Raw genomic sequence first — 20,329 nt, forward strand, 5'->3', positions numbered from 1 at the left:
AACCCCAGCGACAAGCGCTCGAGCTTCCTCTACTTCTACGCACGTGAGATGGTCGGCATCGCGTTCAGCGTCGACGGCGCCGTGCACACACCGACCGCGGGCCCGCCGGTGATCGGGCACTTCCCGACCGGGGCGACAACCCTGCTCGACCCGCAGCACACCGGTCGCCTCGAGCCGACCGCGAGCGACACCGGCGTTGTCGAGGCGGCGCTCGCACTAGGACTCGACGTCGTCGACATCGAGGGAGTGCACGCGCTCGCCCGTGGCGGTGACGCGACCGCCCGCGCACTTCTCGAAGAGCGCGCGACGGTCCTCGGGCGTGCGGTGGCGCTGATGGCCGACATCTTCAACCCCGACCACATCATCCTCGGCGGGCAAGCGTTCACCGACAACCCGTCGACGCTGCCGCTGGTTGCCGCAGCGATCCGCGAGACCTCGGTATCGCCCAAACGCGATGTCCGCGTGTCCCATTCGGGTGTGACGGTGCAGCAGCAGGCGGCCGGCGCGGTGTCGTTGGACGCGGTCTACACCGACCCGCTCGAGGCGCTCGCCGCGACAGCGTGAGAACAACCGGACGCTGACACGGAGAAACACGTGTTTCTGACCGATGCGCGCGAAGCTTCGCGTGCGGGTGTCAGAAACACGTGTATCTGCTCCGAATCCGGCGTCAGTCCGTGGTGCGGCGCGCGTAGTTGCGCAGCGCGAACGGCATGAACAACAGCGTGAGTACGACGGCCCAGATGAGCGTCGACAACTCCGGGTAGCGCAGTGGGAGTGCGGCGTCGGCTCCCGCTGCGGGTCCGTTGCCCCAGAGCACACGCATCGCCTGGATGAGTGACGAGATGGGGTTCCACTCGGCGATGGTCCGCAGCCACGGCTGCATCGCCTGGGTGGGCACGAACGCGTTGGAGACGAATGTCAGTGGGAACAGCACGGAGAACATGAACCCGTTGACCGCTTCGACCGACCGCAGCCACGAACCGATCATCACGCCGAACCAGATCATCGCGAATCCGAACACCAGCACCAGGATGAAGCCGAGCGTTCCTTCCCACACCGACGTGGTGATCCGCCAGCCGATGATGACGCCCGTCAGTGCCATCACGACGATGCCGATCGACGAGTGCAGCAGACTCGCGATGCTGCGTCCGATCAGCACTGCGGACCGTCGGATGGGGAGCGACCGGAAACGGTCGATGATGCCCTTCTCGATGTCGGCGGTGATACCGGTGGCGACGATGAACGCGGTGAACACGATCGTCTGACCCATGATGCCCGGCAGTAGGTACTGCTTGTAGTTGATCGCCGGGTTGCCCGCGCTGATCGCCGGTCCGAAGACGTAGGCGAACAGCACGACGAACATGATCGGCTGAATCGTCACGTCGGAGAGCATCTCCGGCATGCGTCGAGTGTGGATCATGTTGCGCTTCACCATGATCCACGCCTGTTGCCAGACGTTCGTCGGGTGGATCGGTGGGCGTTCGACCAGTTGCGATGTCATCGATGTGGTGCTCATCGGGTGTCTCCGCTCGAGGTGGGGGCGTTGTCGGTGCCGGCGTCGGCATCGTCGTCTGTGGTGGTCTCGGCGCGGTGGCCGGTGAGGGAGAGGAAGACGTCGTCGAGGCTCGGTCGGGCGAGTCCGATGTCGTCGACGGTGATCCCCGATTCGTCGAACCAGGCCGCGATGCGGGTGAGGTCGGCGAGGCCGGAAGCCGACGAGGTCAGTGTGCGGGCGGTCTCGTCGACGAACACATCTCCGCCGTTGCGGCGCAACAGTTCTTGCGCCGCGGGCAGTGACGCGGCGTCGGACACGGTGATGACCACGCTTGCCGCGCCCGCACGTTCTTTGAGTTGCAGCGGGGTGCCCTCGGCGATGACCCGACCCTTGTCGATGACGACGATGTTGTCGGCCAGTTGGTCGGCTTCCTCGAGATACTGCGTGGTCAGCACCAACGTGGTGCCGCCCGCGACCAGGCGTCGCAGGACATCCCACAGTTCGGCGCGGCTGCGCGGGTCGAGGCCGGTCGTCGGCTCGTCGAGGAACAGCACCGGGGGTGCGGCAAGCAGGCTGACGGCGAGGTCGAGACGTCGGCGCATGCCGCCGGAGTAGGCGCGGACCTGTTTGTCGGCGGCGTCGGTCAGCGAGAACTGTTCGAGGAGTTCGTCGGTGCGTGCGGCCAACGCCTTTCGGGTGATGCCGTACAGGCCGCCGACCATCCGCAGATTCTCGCGGCCGGTGAGGATCTCGTCGACCGTGGCGGCCTGACCGGTGAGCCCCATGTTGCGGCGCACCATTTCGGGGTCGGTCCGGACGTCGAATCCGGCGATGCGGGCGGTTCCGCTCGTCGGAAGCGAGAGTGTGGTCATCATCCGCACGATCGTCGTCTTGCCTGCCCCGTTGGGACCGAGCAGACCGAGAACCGAGCCCGTGGGCACGTTGAAGCTGACGTCGTCGACGGCGGTGAAGTCGTCGAAGCGTTTGACGAGGTTGGTGGCCTCGACGGCGAGGTCGAGGACGGTGTCGGGTGGGCCGGGTGTGTGGCCTGCGGTGGTGGGTGGCGCTGGCTGGCTCATGGTTCCTCACGGTATCGGGCGAGTCGGACATCGGCGACTGAGTTTCGGGGGCCGGGTGGTGTGAACGGGGTACAGGTGTCGACTCGTGACCGGCCGAGAATTCATCGGTGGACCCGCACATGCGTCGATCAACAGCCCACTTCTCCGCGACTGCGGTTAAACTCGCTCGGGTGACGGCGATCAAAGTACGCGATGCCGCGACGCTTCTCGGGGTCAGCGACGACACCGTTCGACGCTGGCTGGCCTCCGGCGAGCTCGAGCCGGGTGGCGGCGAAGCAGTCGCGACCGTCGACGGCGTCGGTCTCGCAGCGCTTGCGCGTCGCCGGTCGCGCGTCCCCGACGACGACGGCACCGGGGTGCTGCGATCGGCGCGTAACAGGTTCACCGGACTGGTGACGGACCTGGTCGTCGACACCGTGATGGCTCAGGTGACTCTGCAGTGCGGGCCGTTCGAGGTCACATCGCTGATGAGTGCCGAAGCCGCGCGAGAACTCCGACTCGAACCCGGCGTCGTCGCGACCGCGGTGGTCAAGGCGACGACGGTGATCGTCGAACGTCCTGATCCGAACAAGTGACCCGCGTGCGCGGGAGAGAAGTGAGAACTGCTGTGTCATCGCGTGCTGGGTCGTCTCGTCCTGTACCGGTTCGTCGTCTGCTGGCCGTCTGCGCGGCGCTCATCGCCGTGATCGCCGCCGTCGCCGGATGTTCGTCGGACAGTGATTCGTCGAGCGGTGCTTCTTCGAGTACCGACGGGCAGAAGGTAACTCTCAACGTGTACGCGGCAGCGTCATTGAAGAACACCTTCACCGAGCTGGCCGACGCTTTCGAGAAGGCACACTCCGACGTCGACGTGAAGCTCAGCTTCGCGGGGTCGTCGGCGTTGGTCACCCAGATCAACCAGGGTGCTGACGCCGACGTGATCGCCACCGCGGATGAGCGGACGATGCAGAAGCTCGGTGACAAGGCGGTCGACCCGGCCATCTTCGCCACCAACACACTGGTGATCGCGACGGCGCCGGGAAATCCCAAGCAGATCAACGGATTCGCGAGTTTGAAGAATGCCGACGTGAAGACGGTCGTCTGTGCGCCGGAGGTTCCGTGCGGGGCGGCGACGGTGGCGGTCGAGAAGAACACGGGTGTCGAGTTGTCGCCGGTGAGCCAGGAAACGTCGGTGACCTCCGTGCTGACCAAGGTCACCTCCGGTGAGGCCGACGCCGGTCTGGTCTATGTGACAGACGCGAAGTCGGCGGGCAACAAGGTCTCCACCGTCGAAGATCCGGCGTTCGCCAAGGTGGTCAACAAGTATCCGATCGCAACGGTCAAGGGCACCAGGCATTCTGAGCAGGCAACTCAGTTCAAGGACATGGTGACGGGCCAGACCGGGCAGGAGATCCTGTCTGCCGCAGGGTTCAAGCCCGCGAGCTCCTGAGCTGGTCATGCGTCGGATTCCGCTGTGGGTGTATGTCCCCGCCGTCATCGGGATCTGTTTCATCCTGGTCGGTCCGCTCGCGATCATCGTCCGAATGCCGTGGGGAGACTTCTGGGCTTCCATCACCTCGCAGGCATCTCTCGACGCTCTGCGGCTCGGTGTGCTGACCGCGGTGGTGAGCACACTGCTATGCGTCATCCTCGGCGTGCCCATCGCCTTTGTCTTCGCTCGGTTCCAGGGAATCGCTGTCCGCGTGCTGCGCGCAGTGGTGTTGTTGCCCTTGGTGTTACCGCCGGTGGTCGGTGGCATCGCGCTACTGTACGCACTGGGCCGCTACGGACTGGTCGGTCAGTATCTGGACCGCGCGGGCATCCAGTTGGCGTTCACGACGGCCGGTGTGGTTGTCGCGCAGACGTTTGTCGCCATGCCGTTCCTGGTCCTGAGCGTCGAGGGCGCGTTGCGGTCGGCCGGAGCGGACTACGAGCAGATCGCCGCGACGCTGGGCGCGAGCCCGACGAGGACTCTGTGGAAAGTCACACTGCCGCTGGTCTTTCCGGCGCTCACAGCGGGTGCGGTACTGGCCTTTGCGCGGGCTCTCGGCGAGTTCGGCGCGACCATCACGTTCGCGGGTAACCTGCCGGGAACCACGCAGACGGCACCTCTGAAGATCTACCTCGACTCGATCAACGATCCGATCGAGGCTCTTCCGCTGTCTTTGGTGCTGATGGGTGTTGCGCTGATCGTCGTCGTCGCCGTGCATCTACGCCGAACCCCGGCGGTGGGTGCGTGAGCGGCCTGCGAGCGTCAATCCGTTGTGCGACGCCATTTCTCGAGATCGACCTCGACGTCGCGGATGGCAAGACCTGCGCGATACTCGGACCCAACGGGTCGGGTAAGAGCACCACCCTCGCCGTGCTGGCCGGACTGCGCCGCACCGACGACTCGACGGTTGACTACGACGGCCGCAGTCTGCAGGACGGGAAAACCTTTGTGCCGCCGCATCGCCGGTCGGTGGTGCTGCTCGCTCAGCAACCACGCTTGTTCCCCCACATGAGCGTCGCGAGCAACGTCGCATTCGGGCCGGAGTCCGCGGGTTTGTCGCGGAAAGAGGTTGCGGCCCGTACCGAACGATGGCTCGCCGCGGTCGGTGTCGCCGAGTTCGCAGACCGTTCCCCGAAACAACTGTCGGGTGGACAGGCACAGCGCGTCGCGATCGCACGCGCTCTCGCGACCGAGCCGGACGTACTACTGCTCGACGAGCCGTTCGCTGCGCTCGATGTGGATGTGGCACAACAGATGCGCACACTGTTGCGGTCGCTGATCACCGAGCGGAAGGGCTGCACGGTGCTCGTCACACACGACCTTGTCGACGCCGTTGCACTCGCCGACGACGTCGTGATCATCGAGCATGGCCGGGTCGTGGGGCGTGGTCCGACACGAGAGGTGTTGCGGCGTCCGGAAACAGCATTCGCCGCCGCACTCACGGGTCTCAACATGTTCGTCGGAACCTTCAAGGCGCCCGCGACAGTAGTAGGGGTTGGGGGCGGCAGCGTCACGGGCGTGTCGGCAGATGCGAGCAGGCCGGGTGTCGGGGCGGTGGCGACCTTCTCACCGCGCGCGGTGGCGCTATACCTCGATGCGCCGCAGGGAAGTCCGCGCACGGTCTTGAGCGGAACGGTCTCGGAGGTCATGCCCCAGGGCGATCACGCGATTGTGCGCTGCGACGTTGCCGGGCAGGTGGTCTCGGCGGAGGTGACGTGGGGCGCCGTCGGAGATCTTGCACTCGATGCCGGCCGCGAGGTCTACCTGGTCATCAAGGCGAATGAGGTGCGCGTCTACGAGGCGACGTCTTCGGTCGAGCCGTCGGATGTCGACCCGGCCCCGGACTCGGCCTCGTCTCCTGACTTGGCCTCGTCTCCTGACTTGGCGCCCGATTCGTAATACTTGTTGGCTTCCAACACCTTTGCGCGTAGCCGCCGGTAGCCGCGGACCGACAGCGGGGAGATCGACCGTAGGTAGAAGCGGTCGTCGTCGGCGATATCGTCGGCCACCGGTTCGCTGACCAGCGTGCTGCCCGGTCGCGCTGAACCGCACAGGCGCGCAGCGATGTTCACGGGCTCGCCGAAGACGTCGCCGAGTCGGGAGAGAATCTGTCCGCGCGCAAGTCCTACGCGCAGTGCCGGGATGGGCTTGTCGTCGCTGAGTTCGTGTATCGCAAGTGCTGCCTGCGCGGCGGCATTCGACGAGCTGAACGTGAACATGACGCCGTCGCCGAGGGTCTTGACCACGTGGCCGCGGTACCTGGCCACGACGTCGAAGGTGCGGTCCTCGAACGTCTCGAGTAGATGCTCGAGCTCGTCGAGAGGGGTGCGTCGAGACAGACTGGTGTATCCGACGATGTCGGCGAAGCCGACGACGAGCTCCATCCGCTCGTCGGATTCGCGGGATTCGTCGCGGGTCATGGCCATGTCGAGGTGTCTGCGCCAGATCAGCTGTTGGATCACGCCCAACGCGTTCGCCATCTGGTCGCGAGTCCACGGCACATCCGGATTGCGTTCGAGTTCGGTCAACTGGTCGGCCTGCCAGTCGGCGAGGCGTGACATCGTCTGTCCGATTGCTCGTGCGGTTGCGACCTGCGCGGTCTCGGGCATGGTGTGTTCAGAGTCGGCAAAGAGTCCGAGCGCCTTCACCTCGTCGGCGGTGAAGATCTTGTCGGGTGTCGACTGTCGCGCGAAACCGAACGCGTTCCAGACCTTTTCGGCATAGTCGGGAGAGAGTCCGAGCTCCTCCACGAGGTCGTCGCGCGTGTATCGCGGTTCGGGAGCGCTCAGTCCCGAACGTTCCTGATCACTCACCGGCACTCCGGTACGCGCCGTGCTCGATGTGCATGAGTCAAAGGTAGCGGTTCGACGACCTCAAAGCCCCAGTACGCCCTTCATCAGGTACGCCATCTCGGCTGCGAAGTCGGGGCGGGTGGTGCCGCGGCGCATTCGCACGGCGTCGTTGACGATCGACAGGGCGGCGTGCACCGCGACCGCGCGCTGATCGGGCCGGACGTCGGGTTGGATCTGGCCGAGGAGGTCGATCCAGCGTCGGACGTAGCGGCGCTGGACGTCGAGTAGCTCCGCCGCTGTCTCCTGGCCGGCGAAGACCGCCGAGCTGTTGAACGCCACGGAGAGGTCGGGCGTCGAGGTGATCACGGTGACGTAGGAGTCGACGAGGAGTCCGAGGAGCTTGGCAGGGTCGGCGGTGGTGGACTGCGCGGCCATGACTCCCGTCTCCAGCCGCATGGCGCTGCGCTGGCCGATGCCGAGCAGGATGGCGAGCTTCGACGAAAAGTGTTTGTAGACACTGGGTCCGGTGATTCCGACGGCGGCGCCGATGTCGTCGACCCCCACGTCGGCGTAGCCGTGATCGGCGAACAGCGCGGCCGCGGCGTCGAGGATCTCGTCACGACGCGACGACGAGAGGCCCGCGATGGTGGGCTCGGGAGGTAGGTCGGGTGCGGTTGCGGGGCGCAGGTCGAGCAGTCGCTCGGTGAGTACGACGAGTTCGGCGCGCGCCCGGGCCGCCGACATCCGCGAGTTGTGTACCGCGAGGCTGCCCGCGACGCTCAGTGCCGCCCACCCCAGTGAGCGGGCCTCGCGGTCGGACAGGCCGGGACGCTCACTGACGATCGCGGTCGCCCAGCGCGCCAGTACCTGCTGGGTGCGCAGGACCATCTGCTTGTTCTGGTCCTCGGACAGATAGTTGCTCGTCCACCGCCACAGCGACACCGATTCGGGGTGGTGCACGCCGAGGTCGCAGAGTGCGTTGATCAGTTCGCCCAGTGGGCGTTGACCGTCGCCGAGGGTCCGGTCGGTGCACGCCTCGAGGTCGTCGACGCCCGCGAGTACGGCCGCGGACAACAACGCCTGCTTGTCGTCGAAGTGTCGGTACACCGAGGGCGCGGTCACGCCCGAGGCGCGGGCGATGTCGGCAACCGAGACATGCGGGTAGCCACGATCGAGGAACAGTGCCGCCGCATGGTCGACCAGCTGCCGTTTGCGGTCGGCAGGCCGTGTGCGGCGTGGCTTCTGAGTAGACATTGTTAATCGACCTTAGCTCAGATCTGCGCGCTTCCGCGACTATTTGACCACCTGCTATAGCCAAAGAAGTGATCCCGCGTTAGCCTCGTATGGTAACCATCGCTGGTTCATGTGAAAGGAACATTCGTGCCTGATCAAGCATTCATCTACGAGGCGATCCGTACGCCGCGTGGCAAGCAGCGCGGTGGGTCGCTGCACAGCATCAAGCCCGTCGACCTCGCGTCCGGCCTCATCAACGAGGTTCTCGCACGTCACGGCAGCCTCGACCCTGCCGACATCAACGACGTCATCCTCGGTGTCGTCTCGCCGGTTGGCGAGCAGGGCGGTGTCATCTCGCGTACCGCAGCGCTCAACAGCGGCCTGCCCGAGACCGTCCCCGGCACCCAGATCGACCGCTTCTGCGCGTCGGGCCTCGAGGCCACCAACCTCGCTGCCGCCAAGGTCGCGTCCGGCTTCGACGACCTCGTGCTCGCCGGCGGCGTCGAGTCGATGTCGCGTGTCCCGATGGGCAGCGACGGCGGCGCACTCTTCATGGACCCGACCACCGCGTACGACAACTACATCGTGCCGCAGGGCATCGGTGCCGACCTCATCGCGACGATCGAGGGATTCAGCCGCGAAGACGTCGACGCCTTCGCAGCAGAGTCGCAGGAGCGGGCCGAAAACGCTTGGAACGGTGGATACTTCGCCAAGTCGGTGGTCCCGGTTCGTGACATCAATGGCGTGATCGTGCTCGATCACGACGAGCATCGTCGTCCGGGTTCTACCGTCGAGTCGCTCGGCAAGCTCAAGCCCGCGTTCGCCGCGCTCGCCGAGATGGCAGGCTTCGACGACGTCGCGCTGCAGAAGTACCACAGCGTCGAGAAGATCGACCACGTTCACACCGGTGGCAACAGCTCCGGCATCGTCGACGGTGCGTCGCTGGTCCTCATCGGTAGCGAAGAGGCAGGCAAGCGCAACGGGCTCACCCCGCGCGGTCGCGTCGTCTCCTTCGCGGAGATCGGTTCCGAGCCCACCATCATGCTCACCGGTCCCACCCCGGCCACCGAGCTGGCGCTGAAGAAGGCCGGACTGACCGTCGACGACATCGACGTCTTCGAGCTGAACGAGGCGTTCGCCGCGGTCGTCTTGAAGTGGATGAAGGACCTGAACATCCCGCACGAGAAGGTCAACCGCAACGGTGGCGCCATCGCAATGGGTCACCCGCTGGGCGCAACCGGCGCGATGATCTTCGGCACCTGCCTCGACGAGCTCGAGCGCACCGGCGGCCGCTACGGCCTGATCACCCTGTGTATCGGCGGCGGCATGGGCGTCGCGACCGTCATCGAGCGTCTCTGACCTACAGAAGGACTTTCAAAAGCAATGAGTGACAACATGATTGGCTGGGAGAAGGACGCCGACGGCGTTGTCGTCCTCACCATGGACGACAAGGCGCAGGGCGCCAACACGATGAACGACACGTTCATCGCCTCGATCGCCGCGACCGTCGACCGTCTCGAGGCCGAGAAGGACGACATCACCGGTGTCGTCATCACCTCGGCGAAGAAGACCTTCTTCGCGGGTGGCGACCTCAAGGACATGACCGCAGAGCGGACGCAGTCCAAGGAAGAGATCGCCGCGTCGATCACCGAGCGCACCAACGGCATGAAGACCGTGCTGCGTCGCCTGGAGAAGCTGGGCAAGCCCGTTGTGGCAGCCATCAACGGTGCCGCCCTCGGCGGTGGCCTCGAACTCGCGCTGCACACCCACTACCGCGTCATCGCCGACGTGAAGGGTGCCGTCGTCGGCCTGCCCGAGGTCACTCTCGGCCTGCTGCCCGGTGGCGGCGGCGTCGTGCGTACCGTCCGCCTGCTCGGCATGCAGAACGCGCTGATGGGCGTGCTGCTGCAGGGTCCGCGTTTCAACGCCACCAAGGCCAAGGAGACCGGTCTGGTCGACGAGGTCGTCGGATCGGTTGAGGAGCTCCTGCCCGCTGCGAAGGCGTGGATCAAGGAGAACCCCGAGGCACAGCAGCCGTGGGACAAGAAGGGCTACAAGATTCCGGGTGGTGCTCCGACCAACCCGTCGGTCGCGGCCAACCTTCCCGCATTCCCCGCTCTGCTTCGCAAGCAGATCAAGGGCGCGAACATGCCTGCGCCGCGCGCCATCCTGGCCGCTGCCATCGAAGGTGCCTACGTCGACGTCGACACCGCCGACCTCGTCGAGACCCGCTACTTTGTCTCGCTGGTCACCGGCCAGGTCGCGCAGAACATGATCAAGGCGTTCTTCTTCGACCTGCAGACCATCAACAACGGTGGCTCGCGTCCCGAGGGCTACCCGAAGTGGCAGGCCAAGAAGGTCGGCGTGATCGGTGCCGGAATGATGGGCGCCGCAATCGCTTACGTGTCGGCCAAGGCAGGCATCGACGTCGTTCTCAAGGATGTGTCGCTGGAGAACGCGGAGAAGGGCAAGGGCTACGCGGTCAAGCTCGAGGAGAAGGCACTCTCCCGCGGCAAGACCACCCAGGAGAAGAGCGACGCGCTGCTCGGTCGGATTCACCCGACCGGCGATGCCGCCGACTTCAAGGGCGTCGACCTTGTCATCGAGGCCGCTTTCGAGTCGGTCGAGGTGAAGAACAAGGTGTTCCAGGAGATCGAGGATGTCGTCGAACCCGACGCCGTGCTCGGTTCGAACACCTCGACACTGCCGATCACGATCCTCGCCGAGGGCGTGAAGCGCTCCGAGGACTTCATCGGAATCCACTTCTTCTCGCCGGTCGACAAGATGCCGCTGGTCGAGATCATCCGCGGTGAGAAGACCTCGGATGCGGTGCTGGCCAAGGTGATCGACTACACGCTGCAGATCCGCAAGACCCCGATCGTCGTTCACGACAGCCGTGGGTTCTTCACCAGCCGCGTCATCGGTACGTTCATCAACGAGGCCATCGCCGCCGTCGGTGAGGGCATCGAGCCTGCGTTCATCGAGCATGCGGGCACGCAGGCCGGCTACCCGGCAGCACCGCTGCAGCTGTCCGACGAGCTCAACCTCGTCCTGATGCAGAAGATCCGCAAGTCCAGCGAGGACGGCGCGAAGGCCGAGGGCAAGGAACTGCCGCAGCACGGCTCCTTCGAGGTCATCGACTACCTGGTCGACGAAGGTCGTCCGGGCAAGAAGGAAGGCGCGGGCTTCTACGAGTACGACGAGAACGGCAAGCGTGTCCGGCTGTGGCCGGGTCTGCGCGACCACTTCAAGTCGGGCAGCACCGAGATCCCGTTCGAGGACATGCAGGAGCGCATGCTCTTCGCCGAGGCCCTCGAGACCGTCAAGTGCTTCGACGAGGGTGTCCTCGACTCCGTCGCCGACGCCAACATCGGCTCGATCTTCGGCATCGGCTTCCCCGCGTGGACCGGTGGCGTGATCCAGTACATCAACCAGTACGAGGGTGGACTGCAGGGCTTCGTCGACCGCTCGCGCGACCTGGCCAAGAAGTACGGCTCGCACTTCGAGCCGCCTGCCTCGCTCGTCGAGAAGGCCGCCAAGGGCGAGAAGTACTGAGTTCTCTGATCTGGCCGGGTCTCTGATCTGGCTGAGTCTGAAGTGACCCACACGAGGTGGGGGAGGAACTTTCCTCCCCCACCTTTTGTGTTCTCTACCCAGTCGGACGGATGGAGCGCACAGTCGGCGGGATGGGGCGCACGGTCGGCGGGATGAGAGATCAGTCGGCTGAGGGAAGTAGGCTTCAGAATCCGCCGCAGATCAGCGGCGAGAATTGTCAGACCTCGTCTGTATGTTCGATGTATGTCCTTGGAAACCTTCCCCGACCCGGCCGGCGCGGCCGACGCCACAGGCGTGCCCGCGTCGCAGCCGCCGGTGCTCGCGCGCGTCGCCGAGGACGAATCTCTGTCGAAAACCGATCTGGTCGAGGTGATCGCGCACTGCGCCTCCACCATTGCCTCTGCACAGTTCCGCCTGCTGACGGCGATCAGCCTCATCCACGAGGAACACGAAGAAGACTACGGCGCCGAGATCGGCGAACTCACCGACGGCCAAGCAGACTCACCAGAAGCGGTGCGCGAGCTCGCTGCTCGAGGACAGACCGGCGACGACCCCCGCGCACAATACGGCCCAAATGGTTTGGAACGCACCATCGCCGACGTCGGCGCAGTCTTGTCGCTACCGCCGGGTCGGGCACGCGAATTGATCATCGACGCCCACGCCCTGCGCTACCGACTCCCCTACACCTCCTCACTCCTGGCCTGCGGGCGTATCGACCTGCAGCGGTTCCACATCGCTGTCGCCCGCACCAGCCTGTGCGGCTCCGACACCATCGACGAGGTCGACGCCCGCCTCACCGCCGCCCTCTCAGCACGTGATCATCTGTCAACGACACGATTTGCTGCGCTCGTCGATTCTGTTGTCGCCCAAGTCGATGCCGAAGCCGTCAAACGACGTCGTGCCCGCATCGACGCCGACCGCAACGTCCAGGTCCGCCCCGACCGGTGGACTCCCGGCCAATCCCGACTGAGCGGCACTGTGCCCGCCGCCTCCGGCGTATTGATCGACCAACGCCTCACCCAACTCGCCAACAGCGTCCACGACGCCGACCCCCGCACCCACGCACAGCGCCGAGCCGACGCACTGACCGCATTTGCCAACGGCGACACCAACCTCGCCTGCCGATGCGACACCTGCACCAGCCCCGACGCCAGTGACGTCGACACCACCGAACCCACCGCGACGCCTATGCCAATGCCGGTGGGTCCGCGCGCGATGATTCATGTCGTCGCGAATCAATCGACCCTTGACGGTCAGGACGATCAGCCCGGCTACCTCGATGGTGTCGGAGTCATAGACGCCGACACCGTCCGCGAGTTGGCCGCCGACGCAACATTCGACTACCTCGACACCGGCGTCGGCGCTCTGGATCCGCGCCACCCCGACCACGCCGCGGCTGCACGCGCAGCACTGCGCTATGTGCCCAGCAAGAAGCTCCTCGCGCTGGTCCGCTCGGGTGAACTGTGCTGCACGTTCCCCGGGTGCACCAACCCGGTGTGGCAGGCCGACGTCGACCACAGCACCCCGTTTGACCACCACAACCCGTCCAGCGGTGGGTTGACCGTGCGAGAAAACCTCAAACCACTGTGCCGATTTCATCACCGCACCAAAACGTTTGGTCGATGGCGTGACTACCAACTCGACCTGCAGACAGCAATTTTCGTGTCCCCCACCGGACACACCTTTGTCGGCAACGCCTTCGGCGGACTCGATCTGTTCCCCAAACTCATCCCCACCAAACCACCCGATCACCCCGCGCGCCGAACCATCGACACCATCCACGCCCAACGACGCGCGAAAGTCGCACGCGCCGAAGAGAAGTGGAACGAAGAGAACCCGCCACCCTACTGACGGGCCTCCCTGGGATCGTCCAGCCTCAGTCGGTGCCGGACTCGGCGTCGCTGAGCGCCACCACGAACTTGGTGCCGTACGGCGCATCCTGCACCAGACGCAAGCGCGCCAGTGCGGGGTGGGCGTCGAGCACGCGACCGGCGTTGGCCAACGAACGCAGCGCAGCAGTTTCTGCGCGTGCGGTCTCCAGCTTGGCCAGTCCACGTGCCTTGGCAGTGACCAATTCGGTTGCTGCCGACCGGATCTCGGTGGGCAGGATTACATCCTTGACCAATACGTCGAGTACCTCGATGCCCGCCGCCCGGCCGGCACGTGCGGTCGCGGCGATGATCGGCCCGGTGTCGACGGTGTCGGCTCGGGTGATCACCTCATCGACGGTCACGGCTGCGCAGACTTCACGCAACGCCACCTGCGCGGCGAGGTAGACCGACGCCCACGGGTCGCTGGCCCGCTCGGTGAATGCGACCGCGTCGACAACCGTTGCGCGGACGGCCATCGTGACGCGCAGCGACACGGAGTCGGACGTCAGGATGTCCTGCGGAGCGAGGGTCATGACGCGCTCGCGCATGTCGACGAACGTGTACACGGCACCCCTGCGCTTGCGATACTCGCCGGGCGAAAGGTGCAGGGAGAGTTCGCCATTGCGGTACTCGAGTCCCGTGTACCCGATCGGTACGGAGATCTTGGGGAACCACCGCTTGGCGGGCTTGGTCGCCAGGCGGAGTTCGGTGAAAGCAGACATGGTGCGAACCTCCCTTCGTTTGTCGCGCATGTCGTGTGTGCAAGTAGTTGTCAGGTGTGTATTCGGTTGTGGCGCAGAATGTTCGGCAGGCGACACCGCCCGCGGGAGATCGCGTCGATGGGGTCGCCCGCGGACCGACCGAAGTCAGACGTCGGACGACCGCAGGACCGGCGTCGACCTTGAGTTCCCGGGGGTGGCGTCTGGTGAGGAGTTGAACCTCGGGCTTTAGGAGCCCTGCCATTTCCGTGAATGGTGCTCGAGAGTCCAACGCGCAGAACATGATCGCCGGTACCCCGGGATCGGCTGCTCTCTCGTGCGAGAGGTAACGATGCCAGAGCGGGTTGGGCGGGGGCAACGGGTTTTACTGGGCGGAGTTGGGGCTGGGGTGGGGTGGTTTCGACTTCGGTGCTCGCAAGCTCGCGCCGGCTCAACCAGCGGAGGGGTGCGCTCAGCGCGTGGGGGTGGGGTGGTTTCGACTTCGGTGCTCGCGAGCTCGCGCCGGCTCAACCAGCGTGGGGCGCGTCAGCGCGCGAGGAACGCGGCGACCGTCGACTCGAATGCCTCTTTGGCCTCGATCATCACCCAGTGTCCGCAGCGGGGGAAGATGTGTAGCTCGGCGTCGGGGATGAGACGCATGGGGGCGAGGGCCATGTCGGGTGGACTCACGCGGTCGTCGCGGCCCCAGGTGAGCAGTGTGGGGCAGGAGATCTTGTGCATCATCGCCCAGTAGGGCGGGATGTCGGAGGTCGCGAGGAACTGCTGCTGCATCTCGAACGACGCCGAGCCGTACATCGCGCGACCGGTGGCGAGCGCTTCGGGATTCATCGCGGCCTCCCACCGCTCGGAGATGAGTTGCTCGGTGACGAGATCCTTGTCGTAGACCATCGCGCGGAGCCAGCGGATCAGCTTGTCGCGGTCGGGGTCGTCGGCGAACTCTTGGAGTAGCCGCAGTCCTTCACTTGGGCTCGGGCTGAACAGGTTTGGCCCGACACCGCCGATGGTGACGAGTTTTTGGACGCGGTCGGGTTTGCGGATCGCGAGGTTGACGCCGACGACGCCACCCATCGAGTTGCCGATCATCGGTGCGGCAGCAATCCCGAGCGCGTCCATGAACGCGAGCACGGACTTGCCTGCGGTGAGAACGGGCATGCCCTCCCAGGGATCGCTGACGCCGAAGCCTGGGAACTCCAGGACGAAGCAGTGGTGTGTCTGCGCGAAGACCCCGAGGTTGCCGCGATAGTTGCGCCAACCCGTGACTCCGGGGCCGGAGCCGTGAAGCAGGATCAGCGGCGGCGCGTCGGGGTCGCCCGCCTCGTGATAGCGCAGCACGCCGTTGTCGGTGCTCAGTTCGCGCCTGGTCTCGTCGTAGGTGACATCCACATGATCAGACTAGAACGTGTTCTAGTTTCTTGTCACGAGTTGGGCGGCTCAGGCGCCGAGGGATTCCGCGTCCTCTTCGCCGAAGCGCTCTTCGAGCAGTTCGGGCGAGACGTCGACGTCGATCTCCTCGACGGGGCGGCCCCGCGCCGATTCGATGGCGCTGAGTCGACGCTGCGCGCGGTCGGCGGCGTAGGAGAGGAACTCGGAGTTGTCGATTCCGAACGGTGGCTCGTCGAATTGGGCGTTGACCCACTCGATCATCCCGAGCGCGAGCGGCATCAGTTCGCCCATCCGAACGCCGACCGCATCCCACAGGCTGTCGTCGGCCGCGACGTGGCGACGGCACGTGAAGGTGCCCCACGCCATGTGGCGACGCTCGTCGTCGCCGATGAACTTGATGATGCGCTGCATGCCGGGCAGGATGCCGCGCCTGGTGCAGATCCGTTGCCAGGCGTAGTAGCCCGTCAGGGCGAGTGAGCCCTCGATGACGTGGTTGTAGGTGACGCTGGCGCGGATCTGGTTGAGCGGCGACGGATCGTTGTCGAGGCGGTGAAGCGATTCGGGGAGTTCTTCGTAGAAGAGCTGCCGGTAGTAGGGGTTGTCGGCGACGTAGGGGTTGAGGTCGTCGGTGAGGCCGATGGAGTCCATCCAGAGCCGGAAGACCTCGGTGTGCTTGGCCTCTTCGAAGCAGAACTGCGACAGATACATCTCGTCGCCGAACCGCCCTTCGGCGGCCATCGCCTTCATGAACGGCTGGATGTCCTGGGTCACGGCCTCCTCGCCCGCGACGAACTGCGCGACGAGAAACGTTGCGCTGCGCTGTTGTTCGGCGTCGAGCTCGTACCAGTCGGCGGCGTCGCGCGACATGTCGATGGCCGTGGGATCCCAGAACCGTGCGTTGCCCTTGACGAACAGGCGCAGCGGCAGGGATTGCCAGTTGAGGCCGCCGCGTCGCAGCGACGCGAAATCCTGACGAGTGATGGGCTGACGATCGGCGAGAGTCATGGCGCGCCGATCAACGATCGTTCGGGACTCATACGCTGACGTTAGCGCGGTGATCGAACAAGGCCGATTGAATTCGGCGAACTCTCAGGTTACTCACGCGTCACTTGCGTCGCCGTTCGCGAGTGCCTTCTGGCTGGGGGTCGTCTCGCTCTCGGTGGTCTCACTCTCACTGGTTCGGCGCGACAGCTTGCTGGGCCACCAGATCCGTCGTCCGATGTCGATCGACAGCGCGGGTACGAGCAAGGTCCGCACGATGAGCGTGTCGATCAGGACTCCGAACGCCACGAGGAACGCCACCTGGGCGAGGAACAGCAGCGGGATCACGGCAAGCGACGCGAACGTCGCGGCGAGCACGACACCCGCCGAGGTGATCACACCGCCGGTCGCGGTCAGCCCGCGGATCACACCCTGGCGTGTGCCGTGGGTCTTCGACTCCTCACGGACCCGGGTCATCAAGAAGATGTTGTAGTCGATGCCCAGCGCGACAAGGAACACGAACGCGAACAGGGGCACTACGGGGTCTGCGCCGGGGAAACCGAAGGGTCCGTTGAACAGCAACGCCCCGACGCCGAGCGTCGTCGCGAACGACAGCACAGTGGTGCCGAGCAGAATCACTGGCGCGACGATGCTGCGTAGCAGCAGGATCAACACCGCGAGCACCACGAGCAACACGATCGGGATGATCAGATTGCGGTCGTGCTCGGCTGTGGTGCGGGTATCGAGGTCGGTTGCGGTCGTACCGCCGACGACTGCGTTCGCGTCGTTGATCGGATGGACCCGCTCGCGGATGCGCACGACGGTGTCCTGTGCGGCCAGTGAGTCGGCATTGTCGGTCAGCGTCGCCTCGATGGCCACGCGATTGTCGCGGACCACAGGCGTCTGGCCCGCGGTGTAGACCTCTGCCCGCGCGACGCCGTCGACGCTCTTCACAGCGTCGAGAACGGCCGAGCCCTGCGGAGCGTCGGCGATGATCCACGTCGGGGAGCCGCTGCCGGCGTCGAAGTGGCGGGCCTGGACGTCGGCGCCCTCGACGGACTCGACGCTGCCGAGGAAGAAGTCGGTCTGGGCGATGCCGTCGGAGCGGAACATCGGGGCGAATGCGGCTCCGATGAGCAGTACGACCAGGGTGGATGCCCAGATGACTCGCGGTGTGGACGCGACCTTCTCGGCGATCCGGTGCCAGAAGCGGTGCGTCGAGGTGTTGGTGCCCGACTCGGCGAGGTGGGGTCGGACGGGCCAGAACGCGGAACGGCCGAGGAGCGCGAGAACCGCGGGCAGGAACGTCATCGACGCGAGGAACGACGCCACGATGCCGATCGCTGCGACCGGGCCGAGGCTGCGGTTGGAGTTGAGGTCGGAGAACAGCAGACAGAGCACGCCGAGGATCACCGTTCCGGCCGACGCCGCGACCGGCTCGATCGTCGCACGCCACGCAACCTTGATCGCCTGGTACTTGTCGACGGTCTGTGTCAGCTCCTCACGGAAGCGCGACACCAGGAGAAGTGCGTAGTCGGTCGCTGCACCGAACACGAGGATGAACAGGATGCCCTGGCTCTGGCCGTTGAGGTCGAACACGCCCTGCTTTGTCAGGAAGTAGACGGCACCGGACGCGAGTCCGAGCGCGAAGATCGCCGAGATGATCACGACGAACGGGAGGATGGGGCTGCGGTAGACGATGACGAGAATGACGATCACCACTGCGCCCGCGACGAGCAGCAGTAGGCCGTCGATACCCGCAAAGGCCTCGCCGAGGTCGGCGACCTGCCCGGCCGGGCCGGTGACGTAGACGCTCAGTCCGTTGGGTGGATTGGCCAGGAGATCGCGGAGCTTCTCGACGGTGTCGGCAGGCTCGCCCGCAGTCGAGATCGGCACGATGAGTTCGGCTGCCTTGCCGTCGGCGGAGCGGATCGCCGGTGAGAAGGCTTTGCCGAATCCCTCGGTGCCCGCGAGCGGCGTGATGGTGTCGGTCAGGTATGCCGCGTCGGCGTCGGTGAATCCCGACGAACGTTCGGCGACGACGATCGCGGGGATGTAGCTGGTGTCCTGGAACTTCGCGAGTTCGTCGTTGACGCGGGTCGACTCGGCAGAGGCGGGCAGGAACGCGGTGTTGTCGTTGGTGGAGACCGACGCGAGCTTGCCCGCGAACGGTCCGGTGAACGAGCCGACAACAATCCAGGCGAGGATGCCGAGTGCCGGGATGAGCCAGCGGAGACGAGAGGTCGACGACGCGGTCCGCTGTGGGGTGGCCATGCCGTCTATCTTGGCATGCTGCCCGAAATGCCCGGTCGAGTCAGGGGTCCCGAACGGCTCAGTCGGAGGAGCGCCTCGACGAGACGAGCAGCGTGACGAGGCGGATGCCGAGGCCGATCAGGGCAAAACTGCTCGCCATCTGGATCGACACGACGATGCGCGCTGGTTGCGACACCGCGGCGATGTCGCCGAAGCCGGTGGTCGTGAACACCGTCAGGCTGAAGTAGAGCGCGTCGACCCGCGTGAGTCGGAGATTGAAGCTGTCGGTGCCGTACTCGGAAAGCAGGAAGTACGTGGTGGCGAAGGCGACGATGTAGAACGTTGCGAGTGCTGCGATCATCTCGACGGCTGTCGCGACCGGATACGGAGACCGGATGAAATGTCGAATCTCCCAGCCGCAGAACGCGATCAGCAGCAGTGCCCCCACGACAAGGCCGAGGAACTTGGCGTCGTTGCCCTGATTGATCGGCAGCAGGAAATAGCCGACGAGCAGCACCAACCCCGCGAGCGCAGGACGCAGCAGTGCGCTCGCGAGGCGTGGGGCACTGATCGCCGAATTGCCGCCGGAACTCGGGGGCTTACCAGATGCGGACACGGTCGACATCAGGCAGGAACAACTCGTCGCCCTCGGCGACGTCGAACGCGTCGTAGAAGGCGTCGATGTTGCGAACGACACCGTTGCAACGGAATTCGGGCGGGGAGTGGGGATCGATGGAGAGTCGACGAATCGCCTCGGCGTCGCGCGTCTTGGTGCGCCAGATCTGCGCCCAGCTGTAGAACACACGCTGGATGCCGGTCAACCCGTCGATGACCGGGGGCTCGGTGCCCTCGGTGGCGAGGCGGTAGGCGACAAGTGCGATCGACAGCCCGCCGAGGTCGCCGATGTTCTCACCGATGGTGAACTCGCCGTTGACCTTGTACTTGTCGTCGAGTCCTTCGGGGGTGAATTCGCCATATTGTTTGATCAATGCCTTTGTGCGCTTGGAGAATTCGGTGCGGTCGGCATCGCTCCACCAGTCGACCAGATTGCCGTCGCCGTCGTACTTGGCGCCCTGGTCGTCGAATCCGTGTCCGATCTCGTGGCCGATCACCGCGCCGATCCCGCCGTAGTTGGCGGCATCGTCGGCGTCGGGATCGAAGAACGGCGGCTGCAGAATCGCTGCGGGAAAGACGATCTCGTTCATGCCGGGGTTGTAGTAGGCGTTGACCGTCTGCGGCGTCATGAACCACTCGTCACGGTCGACGGGCGAACCGATCTTCGCGAACTCGCGCTCGTTCTCGAATGATGCTGCGCGCGCGTAGTTTCCGATGAGATCACCACGGTCGACCGACAGTGCGCTGTAGTCGCGCCACTGTGCGGGGTACCCGATCTTGGGGGTGAACTTCTCGAGCTTGACCAACGCGCGCTCGCGAGTCGACGGCGTCATCCAGGGAAGGTCAGAGATGTTCTGGCGGTACGCCGCAACGAGGTTGGCG

The 20,329-nt window shown here is 65.4% G+C and carries 18 protein-coding genes; 8 read left to right on the plus strand and 10 right to left on the minus strand.

The window, feature by feature from the left end; translation table 11 throughout:
* Nucleotides 1-564: ROK family protein (locus A5777_RS00720; protein ID WP_156529242.1), on the plus strand; the 564-nt coding region annotated here is incomplete at its 5' end.
* 103 nt (nt 565-667) lie between these two features.
* Here the strand turns inward: A5777_RS00720 and A5777_RS00725 are convergent.
* A complete protein-coding gene (locus A5777_RS00725; protein WP_039856075.1) occupies nt 668-1,516 on the minus strand; it encodes an ABC transporter permease in 849 nt (282 codons plus the stop codon).
* Nucleotides 1,513-2,574, minus strand: a complete 1,062-nt coding sequence (locus A5777_RS00730) for an ATP-binding cassette domain-containing protein (RefSeq protein ID WP_064861291.1) — start codon at nt 2,572-2,574, stop codon at nt 1,513-1,515. Before A5777_RS00730 ends, A5777_RS00725 begins: the two co-directional genes overlap by 4 nt.
* 170 nt (nt 2,575-2,744) lie before the next feature.
* Between A5777_RS00730 and A5777_RS00735 the strand changes: the two genes are divergently transcribed.
* The 4 genes from A5777_RS00735 to A5777_RS00750 are packed head-to-tail and all read left to right on the plus strand — an operon-like array spanning nt 2,745 to nt 5,944.
* Nucleotides 2,745-3,149 carry a TOBE domain-containing protein gene (locus tag A5777_RS00735; protein ID WP_005207009.1) on the plus strand — a complete coding sequence of 135 codons (405 nt, stop codon included), beginning with the start codon at nt 2,745-2,747 and terminating at the stop codon, nt 3,147-3,149.
* A 32-nt stretch (nt 3,150-3,181) separates the two neighbouring features.
* Nucleotides 3,182-4,003: a molybdate ABC transporter substrate-binding protein gene (gene modA, locus A5777_RS00740; RefSeq protein WP_064861292.1), complete on the plus strand. Its 822-nt coding sequence runs from the start codon at nt 3,182-3,184 to the stop codon at nt 4,001-4,003.
* Between the two features lie 7 nt (nt 4,004-4,010).
* A complete protein-coding gene (locus tag A5777_RS00745; RefSeq protein WP_064861293.1) occupies nt 4,011-4,793 on the plus strand; it encodes an ABC transporter permease in 783 nt (260 codons plus the stop codon).
* Nucleotides 4,790-5,944 carry a sulfate/molybdate ABC transporter ATP-binding protein gene (locus A5777_RS00750; RefSeq protein ID WP_082933490.1) on the plus strand — a complete coding sequence of 385 codons (1,155 nt, stop codon included), beginning with the start codon at nt 4,790-4,792 and terminating at the stop codon, nt 5,942-5,944. Before A5777_RS00745 ends, A5777_RS00750 begins: the two co-directional genes overlap by 4 nt.
* Here the strand turns inward: A5777_RS00750 and A5777_RS00755 are convergent.
* Both A5777_RS00755 and A5777_RS00760 read right to left on the minus strand, forming a co-directional pair.
* Entirely contained in the window at nt 5,839-6,858 is a 1,020-nt protein-coding gene (locus A5777_RS00755) for an adenylate/guanylate cyclase domain-containing protein (RefSeq protein ID WP_064861297.1), read from the minus strand. The two genes, A5777_RS00750 and A5777_RS00755, sit on opposite strands and share 106 nt — an antisense overlap.
* A 60-nt stretch (nt 6,859-6,918) precedes the next feature.
* Nucleotides 6,919-8,091 carry a TetR/AcrR family transcriptional regulator gene (locus tag A5777_RS00760; protein WP_064861294.1) on the minus strand — a complete coding sequence of 391 codons (1,173 nt, stop codon included), beginning with the start codon at nt 8,089-8,091 and terminating at the stop codon, nt 6,919-6,921.
* Nucleotides 8,092-8,217: 126 nt separating this feature from the next.
* Here A5777_RS00760 and A5777_RS00765 point away from each other — a divergent pair, with 126 nt between their 5' ends.
* The 3 genes from A5777_RS00765 (at nt 8,218) to A5777_RS00775 (ending at nt 13,476) form a co-directional block, all read left to right on the plus strand.
* On the plus strand, nt 8,218-9,429 hold the full coding sequence (locus A5777_RS00765) for an acetyl-CoA C-acetyltransferase (protein WP_039856095.1): 1,212 nt from the start codon (nt 8,218-8,220) through the stop codon (nt 9,427-9,429).
* Nucleotides 9,430-9,453: 24 nt separating this feature from the next.
* Nucleotides 9,454-11,625 (plus strand): 3-hydroxyacyl-CoA dehydrogenase NAD-binding domain-containing protein, encoded by a 2,172-nt coding sequence (locus A5777_RS00770; RefSeq protein WP_005207025.1) that lies wholly within the window; start codon nt 9,454-9,456, stop codon nt 11,623-11,625.
* Nucleotides 11,626-11,868: 243 nt separating this feature from the next.
* Complete coding sequence (locus A5777_RS00775) at nt 11,869-13,476, plus strand: HNH endonuclease signature motif containing protein (RefSeq protein ID WP_064861295.1); 1,608 nt, start codon at nt 11,869-11,871, stop codon at nt 13,474-13,476.
* A 25-nt stretch (nt 13,477-13,501) separates the two neighbouring features.
* On the opposite strand, the gene A5777_RS00780 is transcribed toward A5777_RS00775, so the two are convergent.
* The 6 genes from A5777_RS00780 to A5777_RS00805 all read right to left on the minus strand — a co-directional run.
* A complete protein-coding gene (locus tag A5777_RS00780) occupies nt 13,502-14,218 on the minus strand; it encodes a slipin family protein (protein WP_005207030.1) in 717 nt (238 codons plus the stop codon).
* 522 nt (nt 14,219-14,740) lie between these two features.
* A complete protein-coding gene (locus tag A5777_RS00785) occupies nt 14,741-15,598 on the minus strand; it encodes an alpha/beta fold hydrolase (RefSeq protein WP_005207031.1) in 858 nt (285 codons plus the stop codon).
* Between the two features lie 48 nt (nt 15,599-15,646).
* On the minus strand, nt 15,647-16,603 hold the full coding sequence (locus A5777_RS00790; protein ID WP_005207032.1) for a R2-like ligand-binding oxidase: 957 nt from the start codon (nt 16,601-16,603) through the stop codon (nt 15,647-15,649).
* A gap of 93 nt (nt 16,604-16,696) precedes the next feature.
* Nucleotides 16,697-18,853, minus strand: coding sequence for an MMPL family transporter (locus A5777_RS00795; protein WP_064861296.1), 2,157 nt, complete (start codon nt 18,851-18,853; stop codon nt 16,697-16,699).
* Between the two features lie 58 nt (nt 18,854-18,911).
* On the minus strand, nt 18,912-19,457 hold the full coding sequence (locus A5777_RS00800) for a potassium channel family protein (RefSeq protein WP_156529243.1): 546 nt from the start codon (nt 19,455-19,457) through the stop codon (nt 18,912-18,914).
* Nucleotides 19,432-20,329: M13-type metalloendopeptidase (locus A5777_RS00805; RefSeq protein ID WP_331710560.1), on the minus strand; the 898-nt coding region annotated here is incomplete at its 5' end. The genes A5777_RS00800 and A5777_RS00805, both read right to left, overlap by 26 nt.

Origin of the sequence: Gordonia sp. 852002-10350_SCH5691597 (genome assembly GCF_001665715.1) — a bacterium.
Classification (GTDB): Bacteria; Actinomycetota; Actinomycetes; order Mycobacteriales; family Mycobacteriaceae; genus Gordonia; species Gordonia sputi.

What these genes read in the sequence shown, in the direction of transcription:
- A5777_RS00775 (WP_064861295.1), top strand. Translation starts at nt 11,869, where the DNA reads ATGTCCTTGGAAACCTTCCCCGACCCGGCCGGCGCGGCCGACGCCACA.
- A5777_RS00790 (WP_005207032.1), bottom strand. Translation starts at nt 16,603, where the DNA reads ATGACTCTCGCCGATCGTCAGCCCATCACTCGTCAGGATTTCGCGTCG.
- A5777_RS00760 (WP_064861294.1), bottom strand. Translation starts at nt 8,091, where the DNA reads ATGTCTACTCAGAAGCCACGCCGCACACGGCCTGCCGACCGCAAACGG.
- A5777_RS00800 (WP_156529243.1), bottom strand. Translation starts at nt 19,457, where the DNA reads ATGTCGACCGTGTCCGCATCTGGTAAGCCCCCGAGTTCCGGCGGCAAT.
- A5777_RS00730 (WP_064861291.1), bottom strand. Translation starts at nt 2,574, where the DNA reads ATGAGCCAGCCAGCGCCACCCACCACCGCAGGCCACACACCCGGCCCA.
- A5777_RS00795 (WP_064861296.1), bottom strand. Translation starts at nt 18,853, where the DNA reads ATGGCCACCCCACAGCGGACCGCGTCGTCGACCTCTCGTCTCCGCTGG.
- A5777_RS00770 (WP_005207025.1), top strand. Translation starts at nt 9,454, where the DNA reads ATGAGTGACAACATGATTGGCTGGGAGAAGGACGCCGACGGCGTTGTC.
- A5777_RS00745 (WP_064861293.1), top strand. Translation starts at nt 4,011, where the DNA reads ATGCGTCGGATTCCGCTGTGGGTGTATGTCCCCGCCGTCATCGGGATC.
- A5777_RS00725 (WP_039856075.1), bottom strand. Translation starts at nt 1,516, where the DNA reads ATGAGCACCACATCGATGACATCGCAACTGGTCGAACGCCCACCGATC.
- A5777_RS00780 (WP_005207030.1), bottom strand. Translation starts at nt 14,218, where the DNA reads ATGTCTGCTTTCACCGAACTCCGCCTGGCGACCAAGCCCGCCAAGCGG.